General features: G+C 28.3%; 27 protein-coding genes and 2 pseudogenes. 23 read left to right on the top strand and 6 right to left on the bottom strand.

The features are described 5' to 3' along the window. The first annotated feature begins 443 nt into the window (after positions 1 to 443). The 3 genes from L3B96_RS23970 (at position 444) to L3B96_RS23960 (ending at position 2058) form a co-directional block, all read left to right on the top strand. The gene (locus tag L3B96_RS23970) at positions 444 to 734 is read left to right on the top strand and encodes a hypothetical protein (protein ID WP_238948762.1); all 291 of its coding nucleotides are present in this window, start codon (positions 444 to 446) and stop codon (positions 732 to 734) included. 55 nt (positions 735 to 789) lie between these two features. After that, on the top strand, positions 790 to 1473 hold the full coding sequence (locus tag L3B96_RS23965; protein WP_238948761.1) for a rhamnogalacturonan acetylesterase: 684 nt from the start codon (positions 790 to 792) through the stop codon (positions 1471 to 1473). 324 nt (positions 1474 to 1797) lie between these two features. Then, positions 1798 to 2058, top strand: a complete 261-nt coding sequence (locus tag L3B96_RS23960; RefSeq protein WP_238948760.1) for a hypothetical protein — start codon at positions 1798 to 1800, stop codon at positions 2056 to 2058. Positions 2059 to 2311: 253 nt separating this feature from the next. Here the strand turns inward: L3B96_RS23960 and L3B96_RS23955 are convergent, their stop codons facing one another. Next, positions 2312 to 3514, bottom strand: coding sequence for an MFS transporter (locus L3B96_RS23955; RefSeq protein ID WP_238948759.1), 1203 nt, complete (start codon positions 3512 to 3514; stop codon positions 2312 to 2314). 3 nt (positions 3515 to 3517) lie between these two features. Beyond that, a complete protein-coding gene (locus L3B96_RS23950) occupies positions 3518 to 3940 on the bottom strand; it encodes a MarR family transcriptional regulator (protein WP_238948758.1) in 423 nt (140 codons plus the stop codon). Between the two features lie 478 nt (positions 3941 to 4418). Here L3B96_RS23950 and L3B96_RS23945 point away from each other — a divergent pair, with 478 nt between their 5' ends. The 10 genes from L3B96_RS23945 (at position 4419) to L3B96_RS23900 (ending at position 11018) form a co-directional block, all read left to right on the top strand. After that, entirely contained in the window at positions 4419 to 4748 is a 330-nt protein-coding gene (locus L3B96_RS23945) for a PadR family transcriptional regulator (protein WP_077856361.1), read from the top strand. 14 nt (positions 4749 to 4762) lie between these two features. Further along, positions 4763 to 5479 carry a pentapeptide repeat-containing protein gene (locus L3B96_RS23940; RefSeq protein ID WP_077856362.1) on the top strand — a complete coding sequence of 239 codons (717 nt, stop codon included), beginning with the start codon at positions 4763 to 4765 and terminating at the stop codon, positions 5477 to 5479. A 420-nt stretch (positions 5480 to 5899) separates the two neighbouring features. Beyond that, entirely contained in the window at positions 5900 to 6418 is a 519-nt protein-coding gene (locus L3B96_RS23935; protein ID WP_238948757.1) for a VanZ family protein, read from the top strand. A gap of 201 nt (positions 6419 to 6619) precedes the next feature. Next, positions 6620 to 7237 (top strand): hypothetical protein, encoded by a 618-nt coding sequence (locus L3B96_RS23930; protein WP_238948756.1) that lies wholly within the window; start codon positions 6620 to 6622, stop codon positions 7235 to 7237. An 89-nt stretch (positions 7238 to 7326) separates the two neighbouring features. After that, the gene (locus tag L3B96_RS23925) at positions 7327 to 8037 is read left to right on the top strand and encodes a MurR/RpiR family transcriptional regulator (protein ID WP_238948755.1); all 711 of its coding nucleotides are present in this window, start codon (positions 7327 to 7329) and stop codon (positions 8035 to 8037) included. A gap of 87 nt (positions 8038 to 8124) precedes the next feature. After that, complete coding sequence (locus L3B96_RS23920) at positions 8125 to 8724, top strand: sugar O-acetyltransferase (RefSeq protein ID WP_238900908.1); 600 nt, start codon at positions 8125 to 8127, stop codon at positions 8722 to 8724. Then, positions 8711 to 8944, top strand: coding sequence for a hypothetical protein (locus L3B96_RS23915; RefSeq protein WP_238900907.1), 234 nt, complete (start codon positions 8711 to 8713; stop codon positions 8942 to 8944). Before L3B96_RS23920 ends, L3B96_RS23915 begins: the two co-directional genes overlap by 14 nt. 36 nt (positions 8945 to 8980) lie before the next feature. Then, complete coding sequence (locus tag L3B96_RS23910; RefSeq protein WP_238900906.1) at positions 8981 to 9475, top strand: GNAT family protein; 495 nt, start codon at positions 8981 to 8983, stop codon at positions 9473 to 9475. A gap of 107 nt (positions 9476 to 9582) precedes the next feature. Beyond that, a complete protein-coding gene (locus tag L3B96_RS23905; RefSeq protein WP_238900905.1) occupies positions 9583 to 10125 on the top strand; it encodes a nitroreductase family protein in 543 nt (180 codons plus the stop codon). Positions 10126 to 10466: 341 nt separating this feature from the next. Next, positions 10467 to 11018, top strand: a complete 552-nt coding sequence (locus L3B96_RS23900) for a helix-turn-helix transcriptional regulator (protein WP_238900904.1) — start codon at positions 10467 to 10469, stop codon at positions 11016 to 11018. Positions 11019 to 11235: 217 nt separating this feature from the next. Here the strand turns inward: L3B96_RS23900 and L3B96_RS23895 are convergent, their stop codons facing one another. Further along, positions 11236 to 11976, bottom strand: coding sequence for an SDR family oxidoreductase (locus tag L3B96_RS23895; protein WP_238948754.1), 741 nt, complete (start codon positions 11974 to 11976; stop codon positions 11236 to 11238). A 205-nt stretch (positions 11977 to 12181) separates the two neighbouring features. Between L3B96_RS23895 and L3B96_RS23890 the strand changes: the two genes are divergently transcribed. The 10 genes and pseudogenes from L3B96_RS23890 (at position 12182) to L3B96_RS23845 (ending at position 20235) form a co-directional block, all read left to right on the top strand. Beyond that, entirely contained in the window at positions 12182 to 13117 is a 936-nt protein-coding gene (locus L3B96_RS23890; protein WP_238948753.1) for an AraC family transcriptional regulator, read from the top strand. Between the two features lie 171 nt (positions 13118 to 13288). Next, positions 13289 to 13483, top strand: a pseudogene (locus L3B96_RS23885) (helix-turn-helix transcriptional regulator); the annotation flags it as partial. Between the two features lie 110 nt (positions 13484 to 13593). Next, on the top strand, positions 13594 to 14358 hold the full coding sequence (locus L3B96_RS23880) for a DUF2087 domain-containing protein (protein WP_238948752.1): 765 nt from the start codon (positions 13594 to 13596) through the stop codon (positions 14356 to 14358). Positions 14359 to 14370: 12 nt separating this feature from the next. Next, on the top strand, positions 14371 to 15234 hold the full coding sequence (locus L3B96_RS23875) for a GNAT family N-acetyltransferase (protein WP_238948751.1): 864 nt from the start codon (positions 14371 to 14373) through the stop codon (positions 15232 to 15234). Between the two features lie 441 nt (positions 15235 to 15675). Continuing rightward, the gene (locus L3B96_RS23870; RefSeq protein ID WP_238948750.1) at positions 15676 to 16209 is read left to right on the top strand and encodes a sigma-70 family RNA polymerase sigma factor; all 534 of its coding nucleotides are present in this window, start codon (positions 15676 to 15678) and stop codon (positions 16207 to 16209) included. 13 nt (positions 16210 to 16222) lie between these two features. Continuing rightward, complete coding sequence (locus tag L3B96_RS23865; RefSeq protein WP_238948749.1) at positions 16223 to 17314, top strand: DUF4179 domain-containing protein; 1092 nt, start codon at positions 16223 to 16225, stop codon at positions 17312 to 17314. Positions 17315 to 17787: 473 nt separating this feature from the next. Further along, positions 17788 to 18120, top strand: coding sequence for a PadR family transcriptional regulator (locus L3B96_RS23860; RefSeq protein WP_026886994.1), 333 nt, complete (start codon positions 17788 to 17790; stop codon positions 18118 to 18120). A 24-nt stretch (positions 18121 to 18144) separates the two neighbouring features. After that, positions 18145 to 18837, top strand: coding sequence for a DUF2812 domain-containing protein (locus tag L3B96_RS23855; protein ID WP_238948748.1), 693 nt, complete (start codon positions 18145 to 18147; stop codon positions 18835 to 18837). Positions 18838 to 19254: 417 nt separating this feature from the next. Then, positions 19255 to 19557 (top strand): annotated as a pseudogene (locus tag L3B96_RS23850) (AraC family transcriptional regulator); the annotation flags it as partial. Between the two features lie 123 nt (positions 19558 to 19680). After that, positions 19681 to 20235 carry a GNAT family protein gene (locus tag L3B96_RS23845; protein WP_238948747.1) on the top strand — a complete coding sequence of 185 codons (555 nt, stop codon included), beginning with the start codon at positions 19681 to 19683 and terminating at the stop codon, positions 20233 to 20235. Positions 20236 to 20465: 230 nt separating this feature from the next. Here the strand turns inward: L3B96_RS23845 and L3B96_RS23840 are convergent, their stop codons facing one another. From L3B96_RS23840 to L3B96_RS23830, 3 genes are all read right to left on the bottom strand, one after another. Further along, entirely contained in the window at positions 20466 to 20909 is a 444-nt protein-coding gene (locus L3B96_RS23840; RefSeq protein WP_238948746.1) for a MarR family transcriptional regulator, read from the bottom strand. Between the two features lies 1 nt (position 20910). After that, positions 20911 to 21324 carry a polyketide cyclase gene (locus L3B96_RS23835; protein ID WP_238948745.1) on the bottom strand — a complete coding sequence of 138 codons (414 nt, stop codon included), beginning with the start codon at positions 21322 to 21324 and terminating at the stop codon, positions 20911 to 20913. A 368-nt stretch (positions 21325 to 21692) separates the two neighbouring features. After that, positions 21693 to 22250, bottom strand: a complete 558-nt coding sequence (locus L3B96_RS23830; protein ID WP_238948744.1) for a TetR/AcrR family transcriptional regulator — start codon at positions 22248 to 22250, stop codon at positions 21693 to 21695.

Below are 22250 nucleotides of genomic sequence, written 5' to 3'. Positions count from 1 at the left end.
ATTTTTCATTAGAATCTACTTTAAATTATAAATGAATACAAACCAAATAATTCTATGCGAATGAATCAAGTTACTTAGCGTTCATATTTAATAATTTCAACATAGAATACTTGTAAAAAAATACATTTATAGTATAATGTGTACATGCAATATTAAAGGAGAATTGATCTATATATTGTAATTAAATTTCTATATTTGGGGTTTTTATTTAGCATGAGAGTTCTAGGATTTAAAATATTCAGCATATATATGGGGGAATGTACATGGGGATAACAGTATTGATAGCATTTTTTTAGTTATTGCAGTTGTAATATTTCAGACGGTTTTCACAATAATTGAAACAAGAGCTGAGAGTAGATGACTCTGAGCAAATATTTTATATATTTAAGTAGACGTGAAGAAGAATATTTGCAAATAATTGTACGCTAATAAGGAGTTGTGTTATGGGGTTAATTGGAATTTTACCTGTGTTTGCATTAATTATATCTGGAATTATATATTTTGCAGTGAAAGTATTGGAACGTTTATTAAATAAAAACATAATGGGATATGTAATTTTATTATTAATAATTGCTTTTATAGGTATTTATGGACTTTTATATTTTTCAGAAGATGATGGATGTGGTGGAGGAGTAATATTTTTACTTTTATCTACCTTTGCAATAGATTTCTTTATAATCACTTTTTTCATAATTGAAAAGTTATATAAGAAATTAAGAGCGCGGTTACGATAAATTTAGGTGAATTGTGGACAAGAAATACATTCATTAGAAAGGGAGTTAAATTAACGTGGATAGAAAGATAAAAATTTTTATTGCAGGTGATTCTACAGCTGCTAGAAAATTACCAGATGAAAAACCAGAAACAGGATGGGGAGAAAGAATTGGAGAATTTTTTACTAGTGATATAGAAATTTGTAATTTTGCTATCAATGGAAGAAGTTCTAAAAGCTTTATAAATGAAGGAATATTACAAAAGATATCTGAATTAATTAAGGCGGATGATTTTTTATTTATAGAATTTGGCCATAATGATAAAAAAGAAAATGAGGAATTATATACAGATCCATTTACTACATATAAAGCTTATTTAACTGAATATATTAAAGTTGCTAGAAATGCTGGTGCGCACCCAGTATTACTAACATCTATACATAGAAGAAATTTTGATGAAAATGGCATTATAAAAGACACACATGGAGATTATCTTGTAGCAGTAAGAGATCTTGCGGCTGAATTAAGCGTACCATTAATAGATATGGGTGAAAAAAGTAAGCGTTTATTTGAGCAAATAGGAATAGAGAAAACTAAAGAGATATTCTTATGGGTGAAACCAGGTGAAAATCTCAATCATCCCGATGGGATTCAAGACAATACTCACTTTTTGGAAAAAGGAGCAAAGGAGATAGCGAGATTAGTAGTAGAAGGAATAAAAGAAAATCACATAGAATTATTGATAGGATATATGAAATAATCAGGTGTATTACGATGCAGCCATTAATAATTATCATCATAATGTGTGTTACTTCTCTAAAGTTACTAAGTGAGATGATCTCTAAGGTATAGATGATATGTTTTATTTTATGTAATATATTGCAATTCACAATGCACAGTTCAAAATTACGGATAAAATTATTGCAATATTTTTAGAATTACTATGAAGAATTATTTTTACAACATATATATTTATTTTAGTATGAAAATTGCTATAATGATTTAAAAATTGGATGATATTCATTGGAAAAAATCAGAAAGTAGGAAAATAGGTATAAATTATAATGTGTGAGAGGTGTTAAAATTGAAAATTAACAATAAAGTATTTCTTATAGTAAGCATTATATTTAGCGGACTCACAATTATTTCAATATTTTTTATTCATAGTGATATTGCATTTATATTTCTGGGATTCTCTCTATTATTTGGTGGTTTAGATGAAGTTAACTTATTAAAAGGTATGGATTCAGAAGATACTAATAAAGGAAGTAAGACTGGCGGAATAATTGCGATAGTCGCAGGTTTATTTATAATAATTACTTATATTGTTAGATTGTTATCTTAGATGAGGAGTACTTCCAAGTTACGTAAGATATTTGCGATTAAGAGAGGAATATAATATAGACAAAGAATACTTTAGTAAATATCAGATTGTTTTAAGAAAACTAAGAATGATATTGTTTATAAGATTTGTTATAAGAAATTAAAAATAGTAAAAATAAAAGAACTAATGGGATTATATGATTAAATTCCATTAGTTTTTCTATTTGCAAATACAAAATTATTTCTTGATTGTTATTATTAATTATATTAAAGCTCTAAGCCATTATTGATTCGGTATCATCATTCATAGAAGTTGCTTTTTTGCTGTGTAGGCAATAATATAAGAAAATGCAGAGAACTGCAACTGCTGCCATCATCATATATAAGCCACGATATCCTATTAATGGGACAAAGTAACCTAATATAAATGGTCCAATGCCAACCCCTAAATCTTGAAATATAAAATTGGTAGAAGTAGCTAATCCTATACGATGTTTTGGTGAAACCTTTATTGCAATTGCTTGTACACTAGATGAAGTTGTACCATAACCAAGACCTAGTATAGCGGCAGCTAATAAAAGAGTTAAGCTTCCATGAGTTTGACTAAGGAAAAATAAAGATAAGGCGAACAATGCTATTGCTGGATACATAACAAAATTCTCACCTTTTTTATCAAACATTTGTCCAGTAAAAGGTCTTGAAAGTAAAACAAATACCGCATAAACGATAAAGAAGAGACTTCCAACGCTCATTAAATTAATTTCTTTAGAATAAGAGCTTATAAAAGTAAGGATGCTTGAATAACCAAGAGCAATTACTCCAGCAATAATTGAAATAGGAATAGCTTTTATTTCAAAGAAATTATGCAAAGAAAAATCTTTATTATTATTTGAATGTCCTTTTATAATTTCTAACTTTGGAATTTTTATAAAAAAGACAGCAAAAAAACTAAGTATTAAGAAAATAATACATACAACAAAATTCATATAAAAGTTTGAATGCTCAGTAATAAACATGCCTAAAAAAGGTCCAATTGCAGCAGCAATAGTAAGACTTAATGCATAATACCCAGTACCTTCTCCACGGCGTTCATTTGGAATTATCTTTGCTACAATAGTTCCAGTTGCTGTTGAAGCAATTCCCATTGCAGCACCATTTAAGAAACGATTAATGAATAAGAATACCATACTATTCACTAAAAAATATAAAAATGTAGTAGCTAAAAATAAAATAAATCCGATATAAAGCATTTTCTTCCATCCAACTTGATCAATATATCTTCCAGAGAAAATACGTGAAAGAAGTACTCCTATTACAAATATACCAGAAGCTAATCCAGCCTCACTTGGTGATGCATGAAATCTTTCTGTTGCAAATGTGGTTATAGTAACCATTAATAAATAAAATGTAAAATAAAGAAAAAAGTTTGCCGTCGAAACAATTAAGAAATTTTTTGTCCATAATTTAGGTTTATCCATTTTTTATATCTCCTTTTCATTCGTAATGTTTTTTTGTATTTTAGGAAGTGTCTCAAATGTTATGATTTGATCATCTTCTGAAATACCCTTTACCACGTCATTTTCTAATTGAGTTATTCTTTCACGGCATACATCATAAAGTTTTTCACCGATTTCAGTTAGCTCAATTATTTTTTCACGTCTATCTTTACCAGATATTGTTTTTACTATTATCCGTTCTTCTAAACGTTGAACTCTTCGTGTTATGCTAGGCTTTTCGATATTATAGTAGTTAGCAATATCTACTAGGGAAGATGGTTGGTTATTTTTTAGATATAGAATAACCTGCCATAATGAATAAGAAAGATCATATTCACCTAGTAATTCATTTAGCTTACTTATAAGAGGTCGATGTAGTGAAAAAAAGCGTTGAAATAGTCCTTGCATATTATACCCTCCCGAAAATATATAGTTACCATGGTTAACTATTACCCAGGGTAATTATACTATTTTTATTTATAATGTCAAGTTGATTATATAGAAATATTGGAAATCTAATCAAAATTTAATTGATAAACATGCCAAAATACACCATGCAGGCACATAATTTAGTTTTTTATCATGTTAATACATATTTAAAGAATAAGTTTAAATTTTTGATAATTAATTAAATTTATATTAAAAAAGTTATATTTGGTGAAGAGCGGCGGGATTTGGATACGATGAAGGAAGAATAAAAGTGGTGAAGGAATGAAAAAATATATTTTATTAAATAAGCAATAAAAAAGTGAAGAAGTGAGTGTTACTGAGAGTTTTGTATATATAATTTTAATTTGGATTTAAGTAGAATTCTTTTGTATGTCTGCAATATTACATTGACAGACAAAGTAATGTGTTATATATTGTATTCAAGGAGGTGAGTATATTGCTTAATTCTAAAATATCCTCTGATCTAGTGAGGGGACATATAGATACAATTATCCTAAAACTTTTGCTTGGAGGCGATAAGTATGGTTATGAAATATCTAGAACTGTGCATTCGGCTTCTAATGGTGAATATGAACTTAAAGAAGCAACCATGTATTCGAGTCTTAAAAGATTAGAATCAGAAGCATGTGTAACGTCTTATTGGGGTGAAGAAACGCAAGGTGGACGAAGAAAATATTATAAAATTACTGATAAAGGTAAAGAATTATATATTGAAAATAAGAAGAATTGGGAAAATGCAAAGAAGATATTAGATAATTTAATTTAAGAGGTGAAATTAAGATGAGTGAAAAATTAAGAAAGCACTTGGATTATATATTTACTCCATATAATGATTTAATGGCTGTTAAGGAAATAAAAGAAGAGTTATTTATTGATCTGCAAGAGAAATTAAATGACTTAAAGAATAATGGATATGATGAAGATGAAGCATATAATAAAACTATTGAATCTATTGGAGAGGTATCAGAAATTGTAGAAAGTATTACTTCAAAAACTAGAGAGTTACAACAACTTGTTGGTATTGATTTTTCCAAGAGCCCTTTGGAAGATTCAGATTTTAAAGGTGTAGAGATAGTTAAAGGAAAATTTAACTATAGTGCTCTTAAGAACGCCGATTTTAGTAATTCTAACTTAAGAGATAGTTCATTTAAATGTAGTGATTTAAGCAATGCCAAGTTTGATGGAGCTAATTTAAGCGGCGCAAAAATAAATAAAGCAAGCCTAAAAGGAGCGAGCTTTAAAGATACAATTTTAGATAATACAGATTTTAGTTATTCAGATCTATCAGGATTATGCTTTGATGGTCAAAAGCTAAATGGTACAATATTTGATTACTCAGGACTTAAAGGAACAAGTTTTAAGAATGCAATCTTAAGGAATGTTTCCTTTAAGACAGAAGTTAAGAAAGCTATTTTTGATGGTGCAACTATGGATAAACTTACTTATGCAATTTTAAAAGGCTTCAAGGCTAAGTTAGACAATGTAACTATAATATAGTGGAAGCGATGGTTACAATAAATATTTGTATATAAAGTAATAAAAAATAAACAGCAAAATCCCATTATTCAAGATGATGATGGGATTTTTTTGTTTTATAAGTCATAGGGTTTCGTTAATTAAAGTTAGATGAAATATAAAATTACTTGAAGATAAAGCTGTGTTTTTTGAATAATAGAATGATGTGTGCAACTAATTATCGAAATATTAAGGTATTTTTAATTTTATACTCATAAATGGTTAATGTTATAGCAATATACTAAAAGTAGTAAGTTATATATGCTGTAATAATAAACTTGCAGTTAATATTTCAGTAGAATAAGTGATTATTTAAATTTAGAATAAAAAAATTGAGCTTTAGCATTATCGGAATATTAATAATAATTTTTGTAAAAGCATTAAAGGGGGTGGGAAATACATATGGAAAATAAAAAAACAAAACAAGAGATACTAACAATTTGTTTACTACTAGTATATTTAGTAGTGTTAACATGGATTATATTATTTAAAATGCAATTCTCATTTAAAGAATTAGGATACTATCGAAGTATTAACATAGTTCCATTTCATGAATCTGTAATAGTAAATGGACGGATCGAGTTTTCGGAAATATATGATAACATACTTGTATTTGTGCCGTTAGGAATCTATATTGGTATGATAAAACGTAAATGGTCTTCCATGAAAAAAGCAGCTTTGATAGCAGGAGTAAGTCTGCTATACGAGGTATTACAGTTCATATTCGCAATAGGTGCATCAGATATAACTGATATTATAGGAAATACCTTTGGAGGAATCTTTGGAATCACAATTTATCTTATTTTTCTTAAATTATTTAAGACAGAGTTTAAAGCAAATAAAATTATAAATACTATTGCATTAGTTGGAACGATTTTAGCTATTTTATTGTTAGCATTTTTAGTTTTGGTTAATAATTAGAAATTTGGATTTTATAGAACTAAAGGTTTAAAGGAGTTAAAAACAAATATAATTGTTCTGTCATTTCTAAACAATAAAATATCATTAAATTTGTAAAATATAATTAGTACCTGTGAAAAAATTCCTAGGAACTATAGGACACTGCGGTTACAAAAATATGTTATAATTTACATATATTATGTGGAAAGATGTGAAGATATTATGAAAAGAAAAATTATTGCATTTTGTAGTGTTTTAGTTTGTTGCATTATAGCTTTTTTAATTTTTTATCACAATACACAATATAATAAATATACAATAAAGGGTGCCGCGTACATTACGGAAAAGAATAAGCACTTAGTTGGGGCGGAAGTTGCAGAGGGAAAAGGGCGGGTAGAAGAATATGATGAGCATAACATGCTGAAATATAGTAAAACTATAAAAAATATACCTGATGAAATGAATCTATTGGATTCAGTTTTGATTAGTGACTTTGTAACAGAAGAAAAAAACAATGAATATATAACTCCAGAGATAATAGAGACAAATGGCAGTATAGGTGTATTTACGAAGGATGATGGTAGCGGTTGGAAACTAAATAAAGGAGATTCATTAGTATTTAATTTTGATAAATATCAATCAAAAGCAACGAAGAATCAAACAGCAGTAATCGGCCATGTAGTAAATGGGAAAATGGTAAAAGGAGAAAATTTTAAAGATTTATCAGGAAGTTATGAAATAACAGCAGATGAGCCTGGAGAATATTATATCTACACAATCGATGCTAGTTCAGAATATCTTGCATTCAAAGAAGGAAGCATTAGTGTTCACGAGTGTTAATTTACCTGGAGTTTGAAATGTAAAGGCAAGAAGTGTATCGTAATCTTAAGGTAATTAAAAGATAAATAGTAACTTTGTTGGAGGAGACAATGTTTTCGTATGATAATATTCAAAGATTTAATGAAACTGAAATAAAGATATATAAGTATATTATTGAGAATGAAGAAAAAATACATTATATGACTATTCGAGAATTAGCTAGTGCAATTCAGGTATCAACATCGACGATTATTAGATTCTGCAATAAGTTAGATTGTGATGGGTATAAGGAATTCAAAGAAAGACTTGAAAAATATGTACATAGAATGCAGGAAATACCACCACAAAGTGATTTGACTGAGATGTTAAATTACTTTAAGAAAACTAACATTAATTCCTTTGAGCTGAAAATAGAGCAAGGTGCAGAGGTGATTAGAAAATCAGAAACAGTGTTATTTTTAGGTTCAGGTTCATCTGGTGCACTTGCGAAATATGGGGCAAGATATTTCTCTAACTTGGGGAAATTTTCAATGGGATTGGAAGATACATTTTATCCAATTACGAAGGATATGAAGACTACAGTGGTAATTGCACTTTCAGTTTCTGGAGAAACAAAGGGTGTTATAGACTTAATAAATCAATTCAAAGTTAGTAAATGTAACATTTTGAGTATAACGAATCAGTCCAATTCGACTATTGCTAAGATGTCAGACTGGAATATTTCATACAATATGGATATGCATCAAGCTAATGGTGGATATAATGCTACTACACAAGTACCAGTGTTATTTCTTATAGAAGCATTGGCAAGAAGAATATGAATTTTGAAACATCTTGTTACTAGATATGTAACAAGATGTTTCTTATACTATTGATAAACGCAATTACGAAAAAAGGAGCATTATAATATGAAAACAGAATTAGAAAAATGTATGGCAGGAGAGAATTATAACTGTCATGATGAAATTTTTTTAGGGTTTAAAAAGACAGCAAGAGTATCACTTTCAAAATATAATAGTCTTAGCTATGAGGATAAGGAAGAAAAAAGAGAAATTCTAAGGCACCTTTTTGGTAGAATAGGGAGTAATGTATCGGTCGGATCTCCATTTATATGTGATTATGGCCGCAATATCCATATTGGTAATAATGTATCTGTTAATATGAATTGTACTTTTGTAGATTGCAATAAAATCATTATAGGCAATAATGTACTAATTGCATCTAATGTGCAAATTTATACAGCAACTCATCCAATAGAGCTAGAGGACCGATTAGTAGAAAATTGGAATCCAGAAACTGGGGAATATTTTTGCCATACTTATGCACTTCCTATTACTATAGGTTATGGATGTTGGATTGGAGGCGGAGTTATTATTTTACCTGGAGTTAATATTGGAAATGGAAGTGTTATAGGGGCAGGTAGTGTAGTAACAAAGGATATTCCTGAAAATAGTGTAGCAGTTGGAAATCCATGTAGAGTGATTAGGAAAATTAATGGAGTACAATAACATTATAAAGATTCTAAAAAGATATTGTATTAATAAGGATGAATTTTGCTATGTGGGTGATGCACTTTCTGATGTAGTGGCCTGTAGAAAAGCAAGCGTAACGTGTTTATCAGTAGCGTGGTCAAATAGTGTTGACTTAGAAGAGTTGAAAAAAATTAATGCAAATCATATATTTAATGATGTTTGTAGTTTGAAGATATTTTTAGAAGGAACAATTTAAATTATTTTAAAGATATATACTGGAGGAGGATAAAAAATGATTACAGAAGGAGATATTAATATAAGAACTATTGAGGAACGTGATTTAAAAGTAATTTATAAATTTAATTCACAAAAGACACGTGGAAATTATCAAGAATTTCAATTTGAATCATTTCGAAAACTACAACTTGAATATGAGAAAGATGGTTTTTGCTCCTCTGAGTTTCAAATATTGAATGTAGAAAGAGAAGAGCAAACAATTGGATTGCTCTACTTAAGTTTTTATAGACAAGGAATTGTGAGAATTGGCTTAGTTCTAAGTTCCGATAATTGTAACAAAGGAAATGGAACAGTTATACTTAATTTAATAGTAAAGTATATATTCGAGAATTACCCAATAGTAAGGATAGAAGCTGATACTGACGAGGAGAATATCATTGCTCAAAAGGTATTGCAAAAAGCAGGATTTCTAAGAGAAGGTATATTGAGAAAATATCGTTATCATCATGGTACATATCATGATTCATATATTTATAGCATTATAAAGTAGTTATTTAGAAAAGATGTCCTTCTAAAATAAAGAATAGTGTTCTATTGAATATGTTATAATTATGTGTAAAATGTACTAAAATTCCATGAAGAGAGGGATTTATATAAATGATTAAAGAAATTGAAATGCGTAGAAGCATAAGAAAATATAGTAATAAACCAGTAGAAAACGAAAAAATAAATGAATTACTAGAAAGTGCAAGGCTTGCTCCATCAGGTAACAATACTCAGCCTTGGCATTACATAGTGGTTAAATCTGAAGAAATGAGACAAAAAATAGTAGAAGCTTCTCATAATCAAAAATGGATGTTTACAGCTCCAGTATTTATTGTATGTGTTGCAGATATACGTTGCAGAATTAAAGAAGGGGATGTGTATTTAGATGATAACAGTCCTCAGGATGAATTAAAAAGAATAATTAGAGATACTTCAATTTCAACAGGATATATGCTACTGGAAGCTAATAACTTGGGACTAGGCGTTTGCTGGGTTGCAGAATTCACACAGGAAGAAATTAGACCAGTATTAAATATACCGTCAGATAAATATGTAGTTGGAGTCTTAACTATTGGATATCCAGATGAAACTCCTAAAGCTCGCCCAAGAAAGAAGCTTGAAGATATGGTTCATTACGAAAGTTGGGAGCAATAAATATATTAACATTTAATATATTGAAATCTAGCCTTAATTAGGAACTTATTTTTCTAGAGCTTTAAATTTAAATCTATTAAAGAAATATGTATAATGATTTATAAGATATAAAAAGTAAATATTCTATTAAAGTATCACACTATTAAAATTTCGGGTTGGTAGTGTGATTATTTTTATTTAATGAAATAATTTTAATAAGAAGTAATTTATAACTAAGTTTTTTATGCAGTTTATTGGCAATGCAAATACAAGTTGCGGGTTTGCAATTACAGGTTGGTGTTATTTTAGTGTAAAACTCATTATAATTTACACATAATAATAAAGAAAAGAGGTATGGAGTCATGAGTTTTTCAGATAATTTAAAATTAATTAGGCAAGAAAGAAATATTTCACAAGAGAAACTAGCAGAAATAGTTGGAGTAAGCCGCCAGGCAGTTTCTAAATGGGAGCAGGGAAGTGGATATCCAGAAATGGAGAAATTGCTTATCTTATCTAAAGAATTTAATGTATCTTTAGATTATTTGATGTTGAGTGAGATAAGGTCTAGTGAAAATAATAAGCCTTTATCTAATAATGTAATTCTGCCAACTGGAAAAATTACTATTAAATCATATGACGGAAAATCAATTGTTAACTGCTATAAAGTTTCAGCGTCAAGTGTAATGTATAAAGCAAAAAAAGATGAGCCTAAATATTGGTTAATCGGTATTAATAGCGGAGCACTTTGGGGAGAAAAATCAACTGTACTTGGATGGTATGCTGATGAAGAAAATATTAAAAAAGAAATGGATGAAATTGCAGATGCAATTAATAAAGGCATACCAGTATATGAATTAAAATATGCAGTAAAAGTTAAGAATAGAATGCTGAGAGTAAAAATAGATGAAGATTAATAAAAGGTAGAGGCTGTTTTAGATGTAACGGCCTCTATTTGCTGTAGATAACTAGTGTATTCTAATATTCTTTACCATAAATATTGTGAAGAATATATATTCTAAGCCATATTTATTCTGAAGAATATTAGAATATATATTCTTCAGAATATGCTGGAATAATGCGGTCTTAGGGGATGTTGGCTAAAAAACTTTGTTTCTTTTATAGATGAGAGTATTAAACATATCCACCATTAATTCGAAGAGTTTGACCTGTTATCCATTGAGCCTTATCACTAACTAAAAATTCAATAGCATTTGCTATATCATCTGGTTCACCAATACGTCCAAAAGAATTCATTTGTCTAATTGCTTCTATCTGCTCATCTGTCTTTCCAATGTTGAAAAGTTCAGTATTTATTGGACCGGGTGCTACAGCATTAATTGTAATTTTTTTAGGACCAAATTCCTTTGCTAATTGACGTGTTATTTGTTCAACTGCTCCTTTTGTAGCTGCATAAACGCTATAAGTAGGAAACATACTTCCAACCACTGAGGTAGAAAAATTAATGATTCTTCCGTTATTCTCCATATGTTTCATAGCTTGTTGGCATGCAAAATAAGTACCTTTTACATTTATATTAAAAAGCTTATCAAATTCTTCTTCTGTTACATCAGAAAGTAATTTATAAAGTATTACGCCTGCATTATTTACTAATATATCTACCTTTCCAAATTTAGTTATTGTTTCTGAAAATAATCTTTCAACCTCTTTTATATTACTAACATCAGCTTTAATTGCAACAGCTTGCTCACCTGATTTAGTTATTTCTTCTACAACTTCTTCTGCTTTTACTGCATTATTAGAATAATTGACAACTACTTTAGCTCCAAGTGCAGATAATTGTCTAGCTATAGCACTTCCTATTCCTCTAGATGCACCTGTTATTATTGCAACTTTACCTTCTAAGTTTCTCATTGATATAAACCTCCATTAAAATAATTTACTTATAATTAAAGATATATGAGAGTATTTACATTGAGTAAATATTCTTGTCTTGCATATTCTTTATTTATTGATTTGATTATAGGATAATTTAGATATGAATAGGTAGCCTATTTATTCCTAATCATTGCACAATCCTGCAAAAGAAATTATAATTTTTTTATGAGGAGATATTATTATGGAAAAAAGGATTTACAATATAAAAAATTATAAATTATGTAATCAGCAAAGGCGTCTGGCATCTCTAGTTGAGAAATTTACTTATAGAGATGGATTTCAATCAACTGATATACCATCATTGGATTTAATACGTGCCTCTAATATTTCAGAACCACTGCATTCGATTTACATCCCATCCATATGCGTAATTGTACAAGGTGCGAAAACTGTAATTCTAGGAAAAGAAAGTTATAGATATGATGCAAGCTCTTATTTAGTTGCATCTGTTAATTTGCCTATTATAGGTAAAATAATTGAAGCTACTCCTGAGAAGCCATATTTATGTGTCAGGCTTAGTTTTAATTCAGATCAAATTCTTGATATCATTAAAGAATCAAAACAAGATTTTGAAGAAAAGCCTGGCTTGGAAAGAGGATTAACTGTAACAAAAGGTAATGCATCACTTCTTGATGCATTGCTAAGACTTGTAAGCCTTTTAGAAACGCCAGAGGAAATTCCAGTTCTTGCTCCTCTATTTATTAGAGAAATACTTTATAGAGTTTTACAAGATAAACATGGATACATATTGAAGCAATTTGCTGTGATAGGCAGCCATGCACGGGCTATCTCAAAAGCTATTAACTTGATTAATAATAATTTTGAGAAACCACTGCGGATTGATGAATTAGCAAGGAAAATTAATATGAGTTCTTCATCGTTGCACCATTGCTTTAAGAAGGTTACTGCAATGAGTCCGCTACAATATCAAAAGCAGATTAGATTACAAGAAGCAAGGAGACTGCTGCTTTCAGAAGTGCTAGAAGCAGCGGAGGCAGGTTATAAGGTTGGTTATGAAAGCCCATCTCAATTTAGTCGTGAGTATGCGCGAATGTTTGGATTACCACCTATAAGTGATATAAAACGGCTTAAGGACTCTATTTATATCAATTTTTGAGAGTGGTAAATTAATAATATAAATGGTGAGAGAGGTATAATAAAAAAGCTTGACTCTTTACTTATGATACGGTGAACTGTATCATAAGTAAATGCGGTTTATAGCCTTAGGCAATGATATAACTTGCCTAAGGCTATTTTTATAAACAAAAATATCGTATCACAAGTAATAATTAAATTCAACTTATAATTATAAAAGAGAAAAAACCCTCAAGGGTTAACTCAAGAAAAAGTTGCTGATTATCTGAGTATATCAACACCAGCAGTTAATAAATGGGAAAATGGTAGTTACTATTCATATATAACTATATTAACAGCACTAGCAAGACTTTTAAGAGTAGATTTAAATATATTACTGGTATTTAAGCACAGTTTTTAAAATATAAACAAATATTAAAAATGTTTAGTTATATATAGACAAAAATGGAATTGTTATATAAAATATAACTAGAAAGTTTTGGGATTGGAGTGAGAGTAATGAAGGGGAATGAAATTTTATGGGAGTCATCTATAGATGAGATTAAAAAAGGTTACATTGAAGGAGCAGAAGAGTTTACTTGTATATTTTGCAATAGTAGCTTTGAAAAAGGGAGAATATTTAAGAAAGAAGAGGATTTTTATGATGCAAAAAAAATAACTGAAATCCATATTAAAGAAGTGCATAATTCTTCCTTAGGTTATTTATTAAATATGAATTCAGACTTTACAGGAATATCTGAGATTCATAGAGAACTAATAAAATTAATGGCTCAAGGGTTTTCAGACAAGGAGATAGCAACAAAGCTTGGCATAGCCCAATCAACTATTAGAAACCACAGATTTAAGCTAAGGGAAAAGGAAAAGCAAGCTAGGCTATTTTTAGCTGTAATGGAGCTTTTAAGTGATACAGCATCAAAGGAGATAAATGTTTTAGATAAGGAAGTTATAACAGATCCTCACAAAACTGCTACAACCTTAGATGATAGATATAATATTACTGATAAGGAAAGAGAAGTAACTATTAAGGCATATATGGATGAAACAAATGCTTTAAAATCCTACCCAGCTAAGGAAAAGAAGAAGATTATAGTTTTAGGGGAAATAGTGAAAAACTTCTCTACAGGTGGGATTTATACTGAGAAGGAAATAAATAGAGTATTAAAAAGGATTTTTGAGGACTATGCAACCATAAGAAGAGCTTTAATTGAGTATGGATTTATAGATAGAAGCAATGATTGTACTAAGTACTGGGTTAAGGAATAGGAGTGGGCTGAGATGATAAAAGAGTTTAGAAATTTAAATGGGGATGAAATAAGAGAGGTACAATTATATTTAAATAGCTTAGAAAAAAATGATAAATCTATACCACAAATAAAAGAGGAATTTAATACAAAGGTTTATAATTTTGGTGAGGGAATATTATTTTTTTTTAGGGATAATAAGGTAGTAGGTTCAGTAAAAGTTATCCTAGAAGCTATAAAGTATTTAAGAGTGGTATATATTCATTTCTTAACTGTAGCTAATAATGTAGAGAATGAGGTTCATATTGTAAGTGAGCTTCTTACATCTGCCATTAATATTGGTAAATGTAAAGGGGGCAGCAAAATCTTATTAGGGGTAAGGAATGAGAAAATCTTAAAGTTACTTAATGAGTGGGGATATATTTCAAGTTATAATTCCTATAAAATGAAACTTGAAAATAGGAAAACAACTAGTGAACCCTTAGAGTTAATTAATCTATCAGAGAAAAATAAGGAAGAGTATCTTAATGTTTTTAATAAATCATTTAGTGATATGCCCCATGGTTGCTATTACGAAATGGAGGATATAGAGAAATATTTAAATGATAATAGTGAAAATAGATATTATTTAGTTAGAGATAAAAACAAATTAATAGGATTTATGAATATAGAGATAGAGAATAAGGTTGGGAGCTTTGATATTGGCTTGTGTAATGAGTTTAGAGGTGTAGGTTATGGCAAGAGATTATTAGAAACTGCTATATACACTTTAAATGGAGTTAATGTAGATAAGGTTACATTAACTGTTATTGAAAAAAACTCAATTGCTTTAAATATGTATTTAAAAAGAGGCTTTGTAATAGATAATATCTTAAGTCACTGGATAGAAATTGCATGAGAATGAAATGGAAAAACCTCACTTGAAGTAGTTACGGAGAATCATATCACAAATAAATGACGATAAGTAAGTTTAAGTAAAAATAACTGTTTTCTTATTAAAAATAGTAGCCATACAAATTGCAAATAGGGGCTACTATTTTTTGGAGCTTAAAATCTGGATAATATATTGTCTTATGATGATAGAATTAAAGGTATAATATTAGAATTTTTGCAGCTTGGATAGAAATAATATAAATTTTTAAATATCTCTTGGAATTATAATGAATGTATGCAATTTCCATAGAGATATTGGGAGTTATCAATTAATAGATTTATTTTTATTATGAAAGTACTTATATATAAGGTACAAAGAAATAAAAAATTTTATTCATTGATAGAATTAGGATTACCCTATCCGTAATAGTAAGTGTAAGGCATTGTCAGAAAGGGGGATTTTGCTATGGATAAAGAAATCTATTCATTAATAAAAAAAAGAAGTGAAAAAGGCATGGAGTTACTTATTAATGAATATGCACCATTAATAAAAGCTATAGTAAAGAAACATTTATACAATTTTCCACAGTATCATGAGGAATGCATTAATGATGTATATCTTAAAATATGGAGTAATATCACAAGCTTTGATAAAGAAAAGAATATTTTAAAAAATTGGATAGCCGCAATAGCAAAGTACAGAGCTATAGATTATAAGAGAAAATATTTAAAAACTCTTGAGCATATGGATATATCTGAACTAGATATAGAAAGTGACTTCACAATAGAAAAAGAGGCTTTAAAAAATGAATTAGAATATGAAACAGAGGAAATTTTAAAATACCTTAGTTTATTTGATAAGCAACTTTTTATTAAGCTTTTCGTAAAAGAAGAATCTGTAAAGGAAGTTAGTGAAGAGTTTAATATTAAACCCTCTGTGTTATATAACAGAATTTCTAGAGGAAAGAGTAAGCTTAGAAGTATATTTTCTAAACCATAAGGAGGGATAAGCCATGAAAGATGAATATAGTTTATTAAATAATGTAGAAATAGATTTTTCACAGTATGTAATAGAAGAGGTTGATGAATTAGAAAAGAAGAAACTCATGAGACAATTTACAACGTCTAAAAAGAAAACATTGTTTTGGAATAAAAAGAAGGCCTTAGCAGCTATAGTAGCCTTGCTTTTGATTGTAAATTTAGGAATTCATGGAGATGAGGTTTTAGCAGGAGCAGCAAGCTTTAAAGATAGTATTAATAAATGGTTAGGCATTAATACTACTGGAGAAAACTATTCAACTGAGATAGGGAAAACTTTGGAGAGTAAAGATGTTAAGCTTACTTTAAATGAGTTTTTTACTGATAATTCAAGAATCATTATTAATTTTAATATTAATAAGAAAAAAAATGACCTTGTTGATATTAACCATAAATTAGTTCCAGATATTTATATTAACGGAAAAAAAATTGAGAGAAGTTCTGATTATGTTGGATATAGTATTGCAGGATATAAGGATTTTGTTGGATACGATAAGGTAGAAAATAATGAACTTGAGAAAGAAACTAATGTGATTCTTGAGGTAGAAATGATGGAATTACCATTAACTGATAAGGAAGATGTAAAGTTAGTATTTTCTTCTTTAGCTGAAGAATATGGTATTAGTTCTTCAGATTTTACTTATAGCTTTGTCTATGATTCTACGAATTATAAAAAAGATACTAAAGATGTCAAGGTAGATAAAAATATTATAATTGGTGATAATGAACTTTCTTTGGGCAATATTACTATTACACCAGATAAAGTGTTTATTTCTGGTGATTCAAAGGGTTTTAGTGCGCATGAAAATAATAAAGATGCAAATTACTATTATGATATTGTTGATGCAAATGGTGATTCAGTGCCTTTACGAGCAGAAATAGGGAATGGAGCATATTTTTATAGAAATTATGTACATGAGTTACCTGAAAAACATTTTAATATAAATTCCATAAAAATTATTCCATATACTTTTAACAAAATAAATACAAATACTACATCTGTTTCTAATGATGGTAGAATAAAATATATAATTGAAGATAAGATTGTTACAGTTAATTTAAAATAAAGTATAAATAAGAAAGGTAATTAAAATATAATTCTAAATATGATGTCTCAAAACCAGATATTCTATTCTTATAAAAGCATTATTACTTGCTAATGATACCATGAATCATATCGCAAATAAATGATGATAAGTAAGTTTAAGCAAAAATAACTGTTTTTTATTAAAAATGGTAGCTATCCAAATTGCAAATGGGGCTACTATTTTTTTTGAGATTTTTTATATAAGAATCACAGTAATATTAATAGTGACATTAAGAATAACCAACTTGGAGTAGAAGCATAAAACTTCTTGTTTTATTTAAAGAAGAAAATTCATAATAAGCCCTGTAAATATAATACTATTACTTAGACAATATACCAATAATAGTATTTATATTAAAAATATACTATATCATTTATTGACATATATATCTTTTAATGATATAGTTTATTTAATGATATATCGTTAAATGATATAGTGGAGGTGTATGAGATCTGGCTAGAAATAATTCTTTAGATATGGGCGAACTTACGGATGCGTATTACTATATTTTATTATCTTTAATAAGGCCTAAGCATGGTTATTTAATTATGAAATCAGTTGAGGAAATGTCAGAAGGGGAGTTCTCAATAGGTCCTGCATCATTATATACGAGCATAAAAAAACTTCTTGATGCAGAATTTATAGAACTTACGCAAGAATCAGAAAAGAAAAAAGTTTATGTAATTACTGATAAAGGGATCGAATCTTTAAAAAATGAGCTTGAAAGAAAGCGTAAAATGGTTAAAATTGCTGAGAATGCATTTAATGATAGGGAGATGTTATAATAGATGTTTGGTACAAAATATATTATGAGTAAGGGATTATCATATGCTGAGTACGAGGAAATGCAGATGCTATCTGAATATGCTAGTAGCGGATGGAAATTAGAGAAATTTGCATTTATGGGATATAAATTAAAAAAAGCTGAGCCTGAAAAACTGCAATATGCTTTAGATTATAGAATAAATCCAGATGAAGAATATTTTTCATATTTTAATGAAGTAGGATGGACTAATGTGTGTTCGATAGGAAATATAATTCATATATTTAGTGCTCCTGAAGGAATAAAAAAAATTTATACTGATAATGATACTGAAATAGAAAAGCATATAAGCATGTATCAATCGCTAAAAAAGGTGGCAATACCATTTTCTATTTGTTTTAGTATACTTTTTATTTTAATGGCTTTTGTTAAATATAGCTATTTGCCTGATATATATAATACAGTGCTTTTAATTATTTCTATACCAATAATGGCAGTTTCTATTTTTACAACAATACCATGTTTAGAGCATTATAGTAAAATAAGCGAACTTCAAAAAATGTCTGATTTAGATAAGAAACATAAAATAAGTAGATTTTTAATACTAAATTTAATAATATTTATATTGTTACTTGTTCTAATGGTTTCAAAAGTTATAAGTATGCATACGGGAATATATTTAATTGTTTTTAACATTATTATATTAATGTCTGTATATAGACGAAAATTTATAAAATAGAAGTAAGAGACTTATATATTTTAAGTGCTATTTGATGTAGATACTTCTAAACTTTTAATTTGTTAACAATATGGAGCATGCGGAGATTTTAGTATTTTATACTGATACGATGAATTTATATCATAAATATGATTTATAGCTTTAGGCATTTATATATTGTCTAAGGCTATTTTTATAAGTGAAAGCAAGGTGTCATAAGTGATGATGTATTTACAAAATATGTTATAATTTAAAGAAGTGAGAGATGTTTTAAATATAAAATAAATATGAAAATAATGATTGGAAAAGCTTGTATTTTCTATTTAATGTTGTTATTGAAAATCAGCATTTCAGTAATATTTCTTTATAATGAAAGTAAACTTTTATCAAAACAAAATTTTTAGTCTATATAAAAAGTATTTGGGAGAGGGCCTTAAAGTGATAATTAAAAAATCTTTGATAAATAAAAGCATTGAATACATTTTGCAGCATATAGATGAGGAAATTTCTATTGAAGATGTTGCTAATTACTGTAACTTTTCAAAATATCATTTTAGTAGAATGTTTAAAGCAGAAACAGGAATAAGTGTATATTCTTTTATCAAACGTATAAAAATTGATCAAAGTGCAGTAAGTCTTAAGGTTGAAAAAGATAAAACTATTACTGATATTGGAATTAATTATGGATACAGTTCTTCCAATTATAGTTCAGCCTTTAGTAAGCAATATAGTATTTGTCCAAAGGGGGTTATATGGTAATAGAGAAGAAATATCATATTAATAATGATTATTTAACTATGTTATAATTACCACATGAAGGTAACACTAAACAAAGTACACGGAATGCTAGTGGAGGAAAAAGTAATGAATGCAAATGAAATAAATATTTTAACGGAAAGATTAGAATTAAGGTGTATTAAGCCTTTAGATGCTGAATCAATTTTTGAATATCGGTCAAGTGAAAAAATAGGTAAATTTCAAACTTGGAGGCCTAAGTTGCTTAAAGAAGTAGAAGAATTTATTTCTGAAAAAATATCAAGAATTCCCAATATACCAGATACATGGTACCAGCTTGGAATTATAATTAAAGAAACTAATGAGTTCATAGGAGATGTTGGTATTCACTTTTGTGATGAAGATAATTTGCAAGTTGAAATTGGATATACATTATCTGAAAAATATCAAGGAAAAGGATATGCTACTGAAGCAGTAACAGGCGTGATAGATTACTTGTTTAATGTTTTAAATAAACATAGAATAACGGCGTCGGTTGATCCTCAAAATAAAAAATCTATTACTTTGCTTGAGAGAATTGGAATGAGAAAAGAGGCACATTTTAAAAAAAATTTTTGGTTTAATAATGAGTGGGTTGATGATGTAATATATGCGATTTTAAAAGAAGAATGGAATATTCAGTGAAATTGAATTTGGTACAAATAAAGGATAAAGAGAGATATGTATGACAGAACTCTTGGAAGAGGGCTTTTAACTATTTAAAGTTCTTATTAAGAATACTATATAATTTAGCACATAAGCCAGTTTTCCATATAAAAATTATATTTAATGTATAACCTATTTAAATATATAAAAATGGATGGATATTTTGCGATCTATCCATTTTTTATTTTGGTATGATATTTAAATAAATATTAATCTAGTTGATTTAGATACTTACGAAAGAGTTTTTCATTTTCCTGTAAAATACCAAAAAAATTATCATCTATTTTTTCAACGGCAGGAAGAGCGAGTTTTACTATTTCTTGTCCTTTTGGCAGTAGTATAATTGCATTTGCTCTACTATCTTTCGGATTTATAGTTTTTCTTATAAATTCCTTCTTTTCTAATCCCTTAACGATTTGGGATACTGACATGACATCCATATCTGCCATCTTAGAGATACTCACTTGCGTCACATTATCGTCAGATTGACTGAGAAAGTTTAAGGTAGTAAGCACTACAAATTGAGGATGAGTGATCCCTAATTTACGTAATTCTTGATTTATAATAGAGTGCCATTTATTATATACGCGAATAAAAAGAAGTCCAGTTGACGATTCAGCATCCTCTTTAAAACGATTTGATGGAAAATCCAATTTATTTTTCAACCTCCTTTTTGATTATCATAGTGGATTTAGGGACATCAGAAAATACATTGCAAAGAAAATTTAAATCATCTTCTGTTGGATTTTCTTTATCTAATCTCACAGTATGTTGAATAAAAGTTTTACCATCTTTTTGCAATATGTCATGTCCAAAATATATGCCTCCAACCCCAGGGACATCAGTTCTGTCCCAATAAGAACAATTAGGAACGATATTAGTAAGAGTAAAAGACATCTCTGGCATTCCCTCTAGTTTCATTGTTCCAGTAGTTCCTGTTTTTAATTCTCCATTAAATTTAATGCTTTCTAAATCTTCTTCCCAAATATTTCTTTTTTCAAGATCAGCATAATAAGACCAAATAGCTTCCTTAGGTGCATTTACTTCTAATTTGAATGTTAACTCCATTTTAACATCTCCTTTAATATATACATTTATTATAAGTACATTTATTATATATATATTTATAATATTAATTCCTTTTTTTGTCAAGTTATATAAAGGAATTTATTTGAGATTTTAGTTAAGAAGTTTGGAAAATATATTTAGAGCGGTATATCTTTAAAAAGCAATTAGCTCTCATCTAAAGCAAGATAATAATTGAGAAATAGTTATGTAGACTTATTTTGAAAATTATAATATGGAGAAAGTGAATGAAAAACAAAATTATTGTATTTTAGAATTTATGGAGGGATAATATACCAGATATAAAGAACTGGATATAATCGCTCCGTTGTTTTTTAGTTCTTTAGAGTTTAATACAAAAATGCGTTAAGTTAATAAATATCTTCAGAATGAATAAATCCATTTTGAATTTTAGATGTTAGTGCTGAAGTTATTTCAGGAGTTATTTCATCAAATTCTATTTCTTCAAGAACACCAAAAAGTCCAAATACAATAAAGGATATGCTACTCTTATTTACAAGTCTTGATTTTTCATCATTTTGAGTTTTTTCTAAAAGCTTTTTTATTATAAGTTGTTTTGTCTTATACATAGAAAAAGAGTGCCTTGGTGAATTAAAAAATGGAACATAAAGATCCCTATTTTCTCTAAATATATCTAATGTTTTTTCTATTATTTCTGGCATGTGATTTATTAATTCGGTAAAGTTATAAGGTTCTATGACTTTAATGGTTTTATCGACAGCATCATTCATAAAACTATCTGCACAGTCATAAATATCCCTGTAGTGTAAATAAAATGTGCTCTTATTAATGTCTGCTTCTTCGCATAATTCTTTTATAGTAATATCTTTTATATCTTTATTTGATAGTAATTTGGCAAAAGCAGTTTGAACAGCTTGTTGTGTTTTTCTTTTACGCCTATCTGTCAT

It is taken from the genome of Clostridium sp. YIM B02569 (genome assembly GCF_022320765.1).
GTDB lineage: Bacteria > Bacillota > Clostridia > Clostridiales > Clostridiaceae > Clostridium > Clostridium beijerinckii.
The sequence above is the reverse complement of the archived record's forward strand: the minus strand, read 5'-3'. Positions and strand labels throughout refer to the sequence as shown.

Coding starts and splice junctions, on each gene's coding strand:
- L3B96_RS23970 (WP_238948762.1), top strand. CDS start 444: ATGGGGTTAATTGGAATTTTACCTGTGTTTGCATTAATTATATCTGGA.
- L3B96_RS23955 (WP_238948759.1), bottom strand. CDS start 3,514: ATGGATAAACCTAAATTATGGACAAAAAATTTCTTAATTGTTTCGACG.
- L3B96_RS23950 (WP_238948758.1), bottom strand. CDS start 3,940: ATGCAAGGACTATTTCAACGCTTTTTTTCACTACATCGACCTCTTATA.
- L3B96_RS23940 (WP_077856362.1), top strand. CDS start 4,763: ATGAGTGAAAAATTAAGAAAGCACTTGGATTATATATTTACTCCATAT.
- L3B96_RS23935 (WP_238948757.1), top strand. CDS start 5,900: ATGGAAAATAAAAAAACAAAACAAGAGATACTAACAATTTGTTTACTA.
- L3B96_RS23930 (WP_238948756.1), top strand. CDS start 6,620: ATGAAAAGAAAAATTATTGCATTTTGTAGTGTTTTAGTTTGTTGCATT.
- L3B96_RS23925 (WP_238948755.1), top strand. CDS start 7,327: ATGTTTTCGTATGATAATATTCAAAGATTTAATGAAACTGAAATAAAG.
- L3B96_RS23920 (WP_238900908.1), top strand. CDS start 8,125: ATGAAAACAGAATTAGAAAAATGTATGGCAGGAGAGAATTATAACTGT.
- L3B96_RS23915 (WP_238900907.1), top strand. CDS start 8,711: ATGGAGTACAATAACATTATAAAGATTCTAAAAAGATATTGTATTAAT.
- L3B96_RS23910 (WP_238900906.1), top strand. CDS start 8,981: ATGATTACAGAAGGAGATATTAATATAAGAACTATTGAGGAACGTGAT.
- L3B96_RS23905 (WP_238900905.1), top strand. CDS start 9,583: ATGATTAAAGAAATTGAAATGCGTAGAAGCATAAGAAAATATAGTAAT.
- L3B96_RS23900 (WP_238900904.1), top strand. CDS start 10,467: ATGAGTTTTTCAGATAATTTAAAATTAATTAGGCAAGAAAGAAATATT.
- L3B96_RS23895 (WP_238948754.1), bottom strand. CDS start 11,976: ATGAGAAACTTAGAAGGTAAAGTTGCAATAATAACAGGTGCATCTAGA.
- L3B96_RS23890 (WP_238948753.1), top strand. CDS start 12,182: ATGGAAAAAAGGATTTACAATATAAAAAATTATAAATTATGTAATCAG.
- L3B96_RS23880 (WP_238948752.1), top strand. CDS start 13,594: ATGAAGGGGAATGAAATTTTATGGGAGTCATCTATAGATGAGATTAAA.
- L3B96_RS23875 (WP_238948751.1), top strand. CDS start 14,371: ATGATAAAAGAGTTTAGAAATTTAAATGGGGATGAAATAAGAGAGGTA.
- L3B96_RS23870 (WP_238948750.1), top strand. CDS start 15,676: ATGGATAAAGAAATCTATTCATTAATAAAAAAAAGAAGTGAAAAAGGC.
- L3B96_RS23865 (WP_238948749.1), top strand. CDS start 16,223: ATGAAAGATGAATATAGTTTATTAAATAATGTAGAAATAGATTTTTCA.
- L3B96_RS23855 (WP_238948748.1), top strand. CDS start 18,145: ATGAGTAAGGGATTATCATATGCTGAGTACGAGGAAATGCAGATGCTA.
- L3B96_RS23845 (WP_238948747.1), top strand. CDS start 19,681: ATGAATGCAAATGAAATAAATATTTTAACGGAAAGATTAGAATTAAGG.
- L3B96_RS23835 (WP_238948745.1), bottom strand. CDS start 21,324: ATGGAGTTAACATTCAAATTAGAAGTAAATGCACCTAAGGAAGCTATT.
- L3B96_RS23830 (WP_238948744.1), bottom strand. CDS start 22,250: ATGACAGATAGGCGTAAAAGAAAAACACAACAAGCTGTTCAAACTGCT.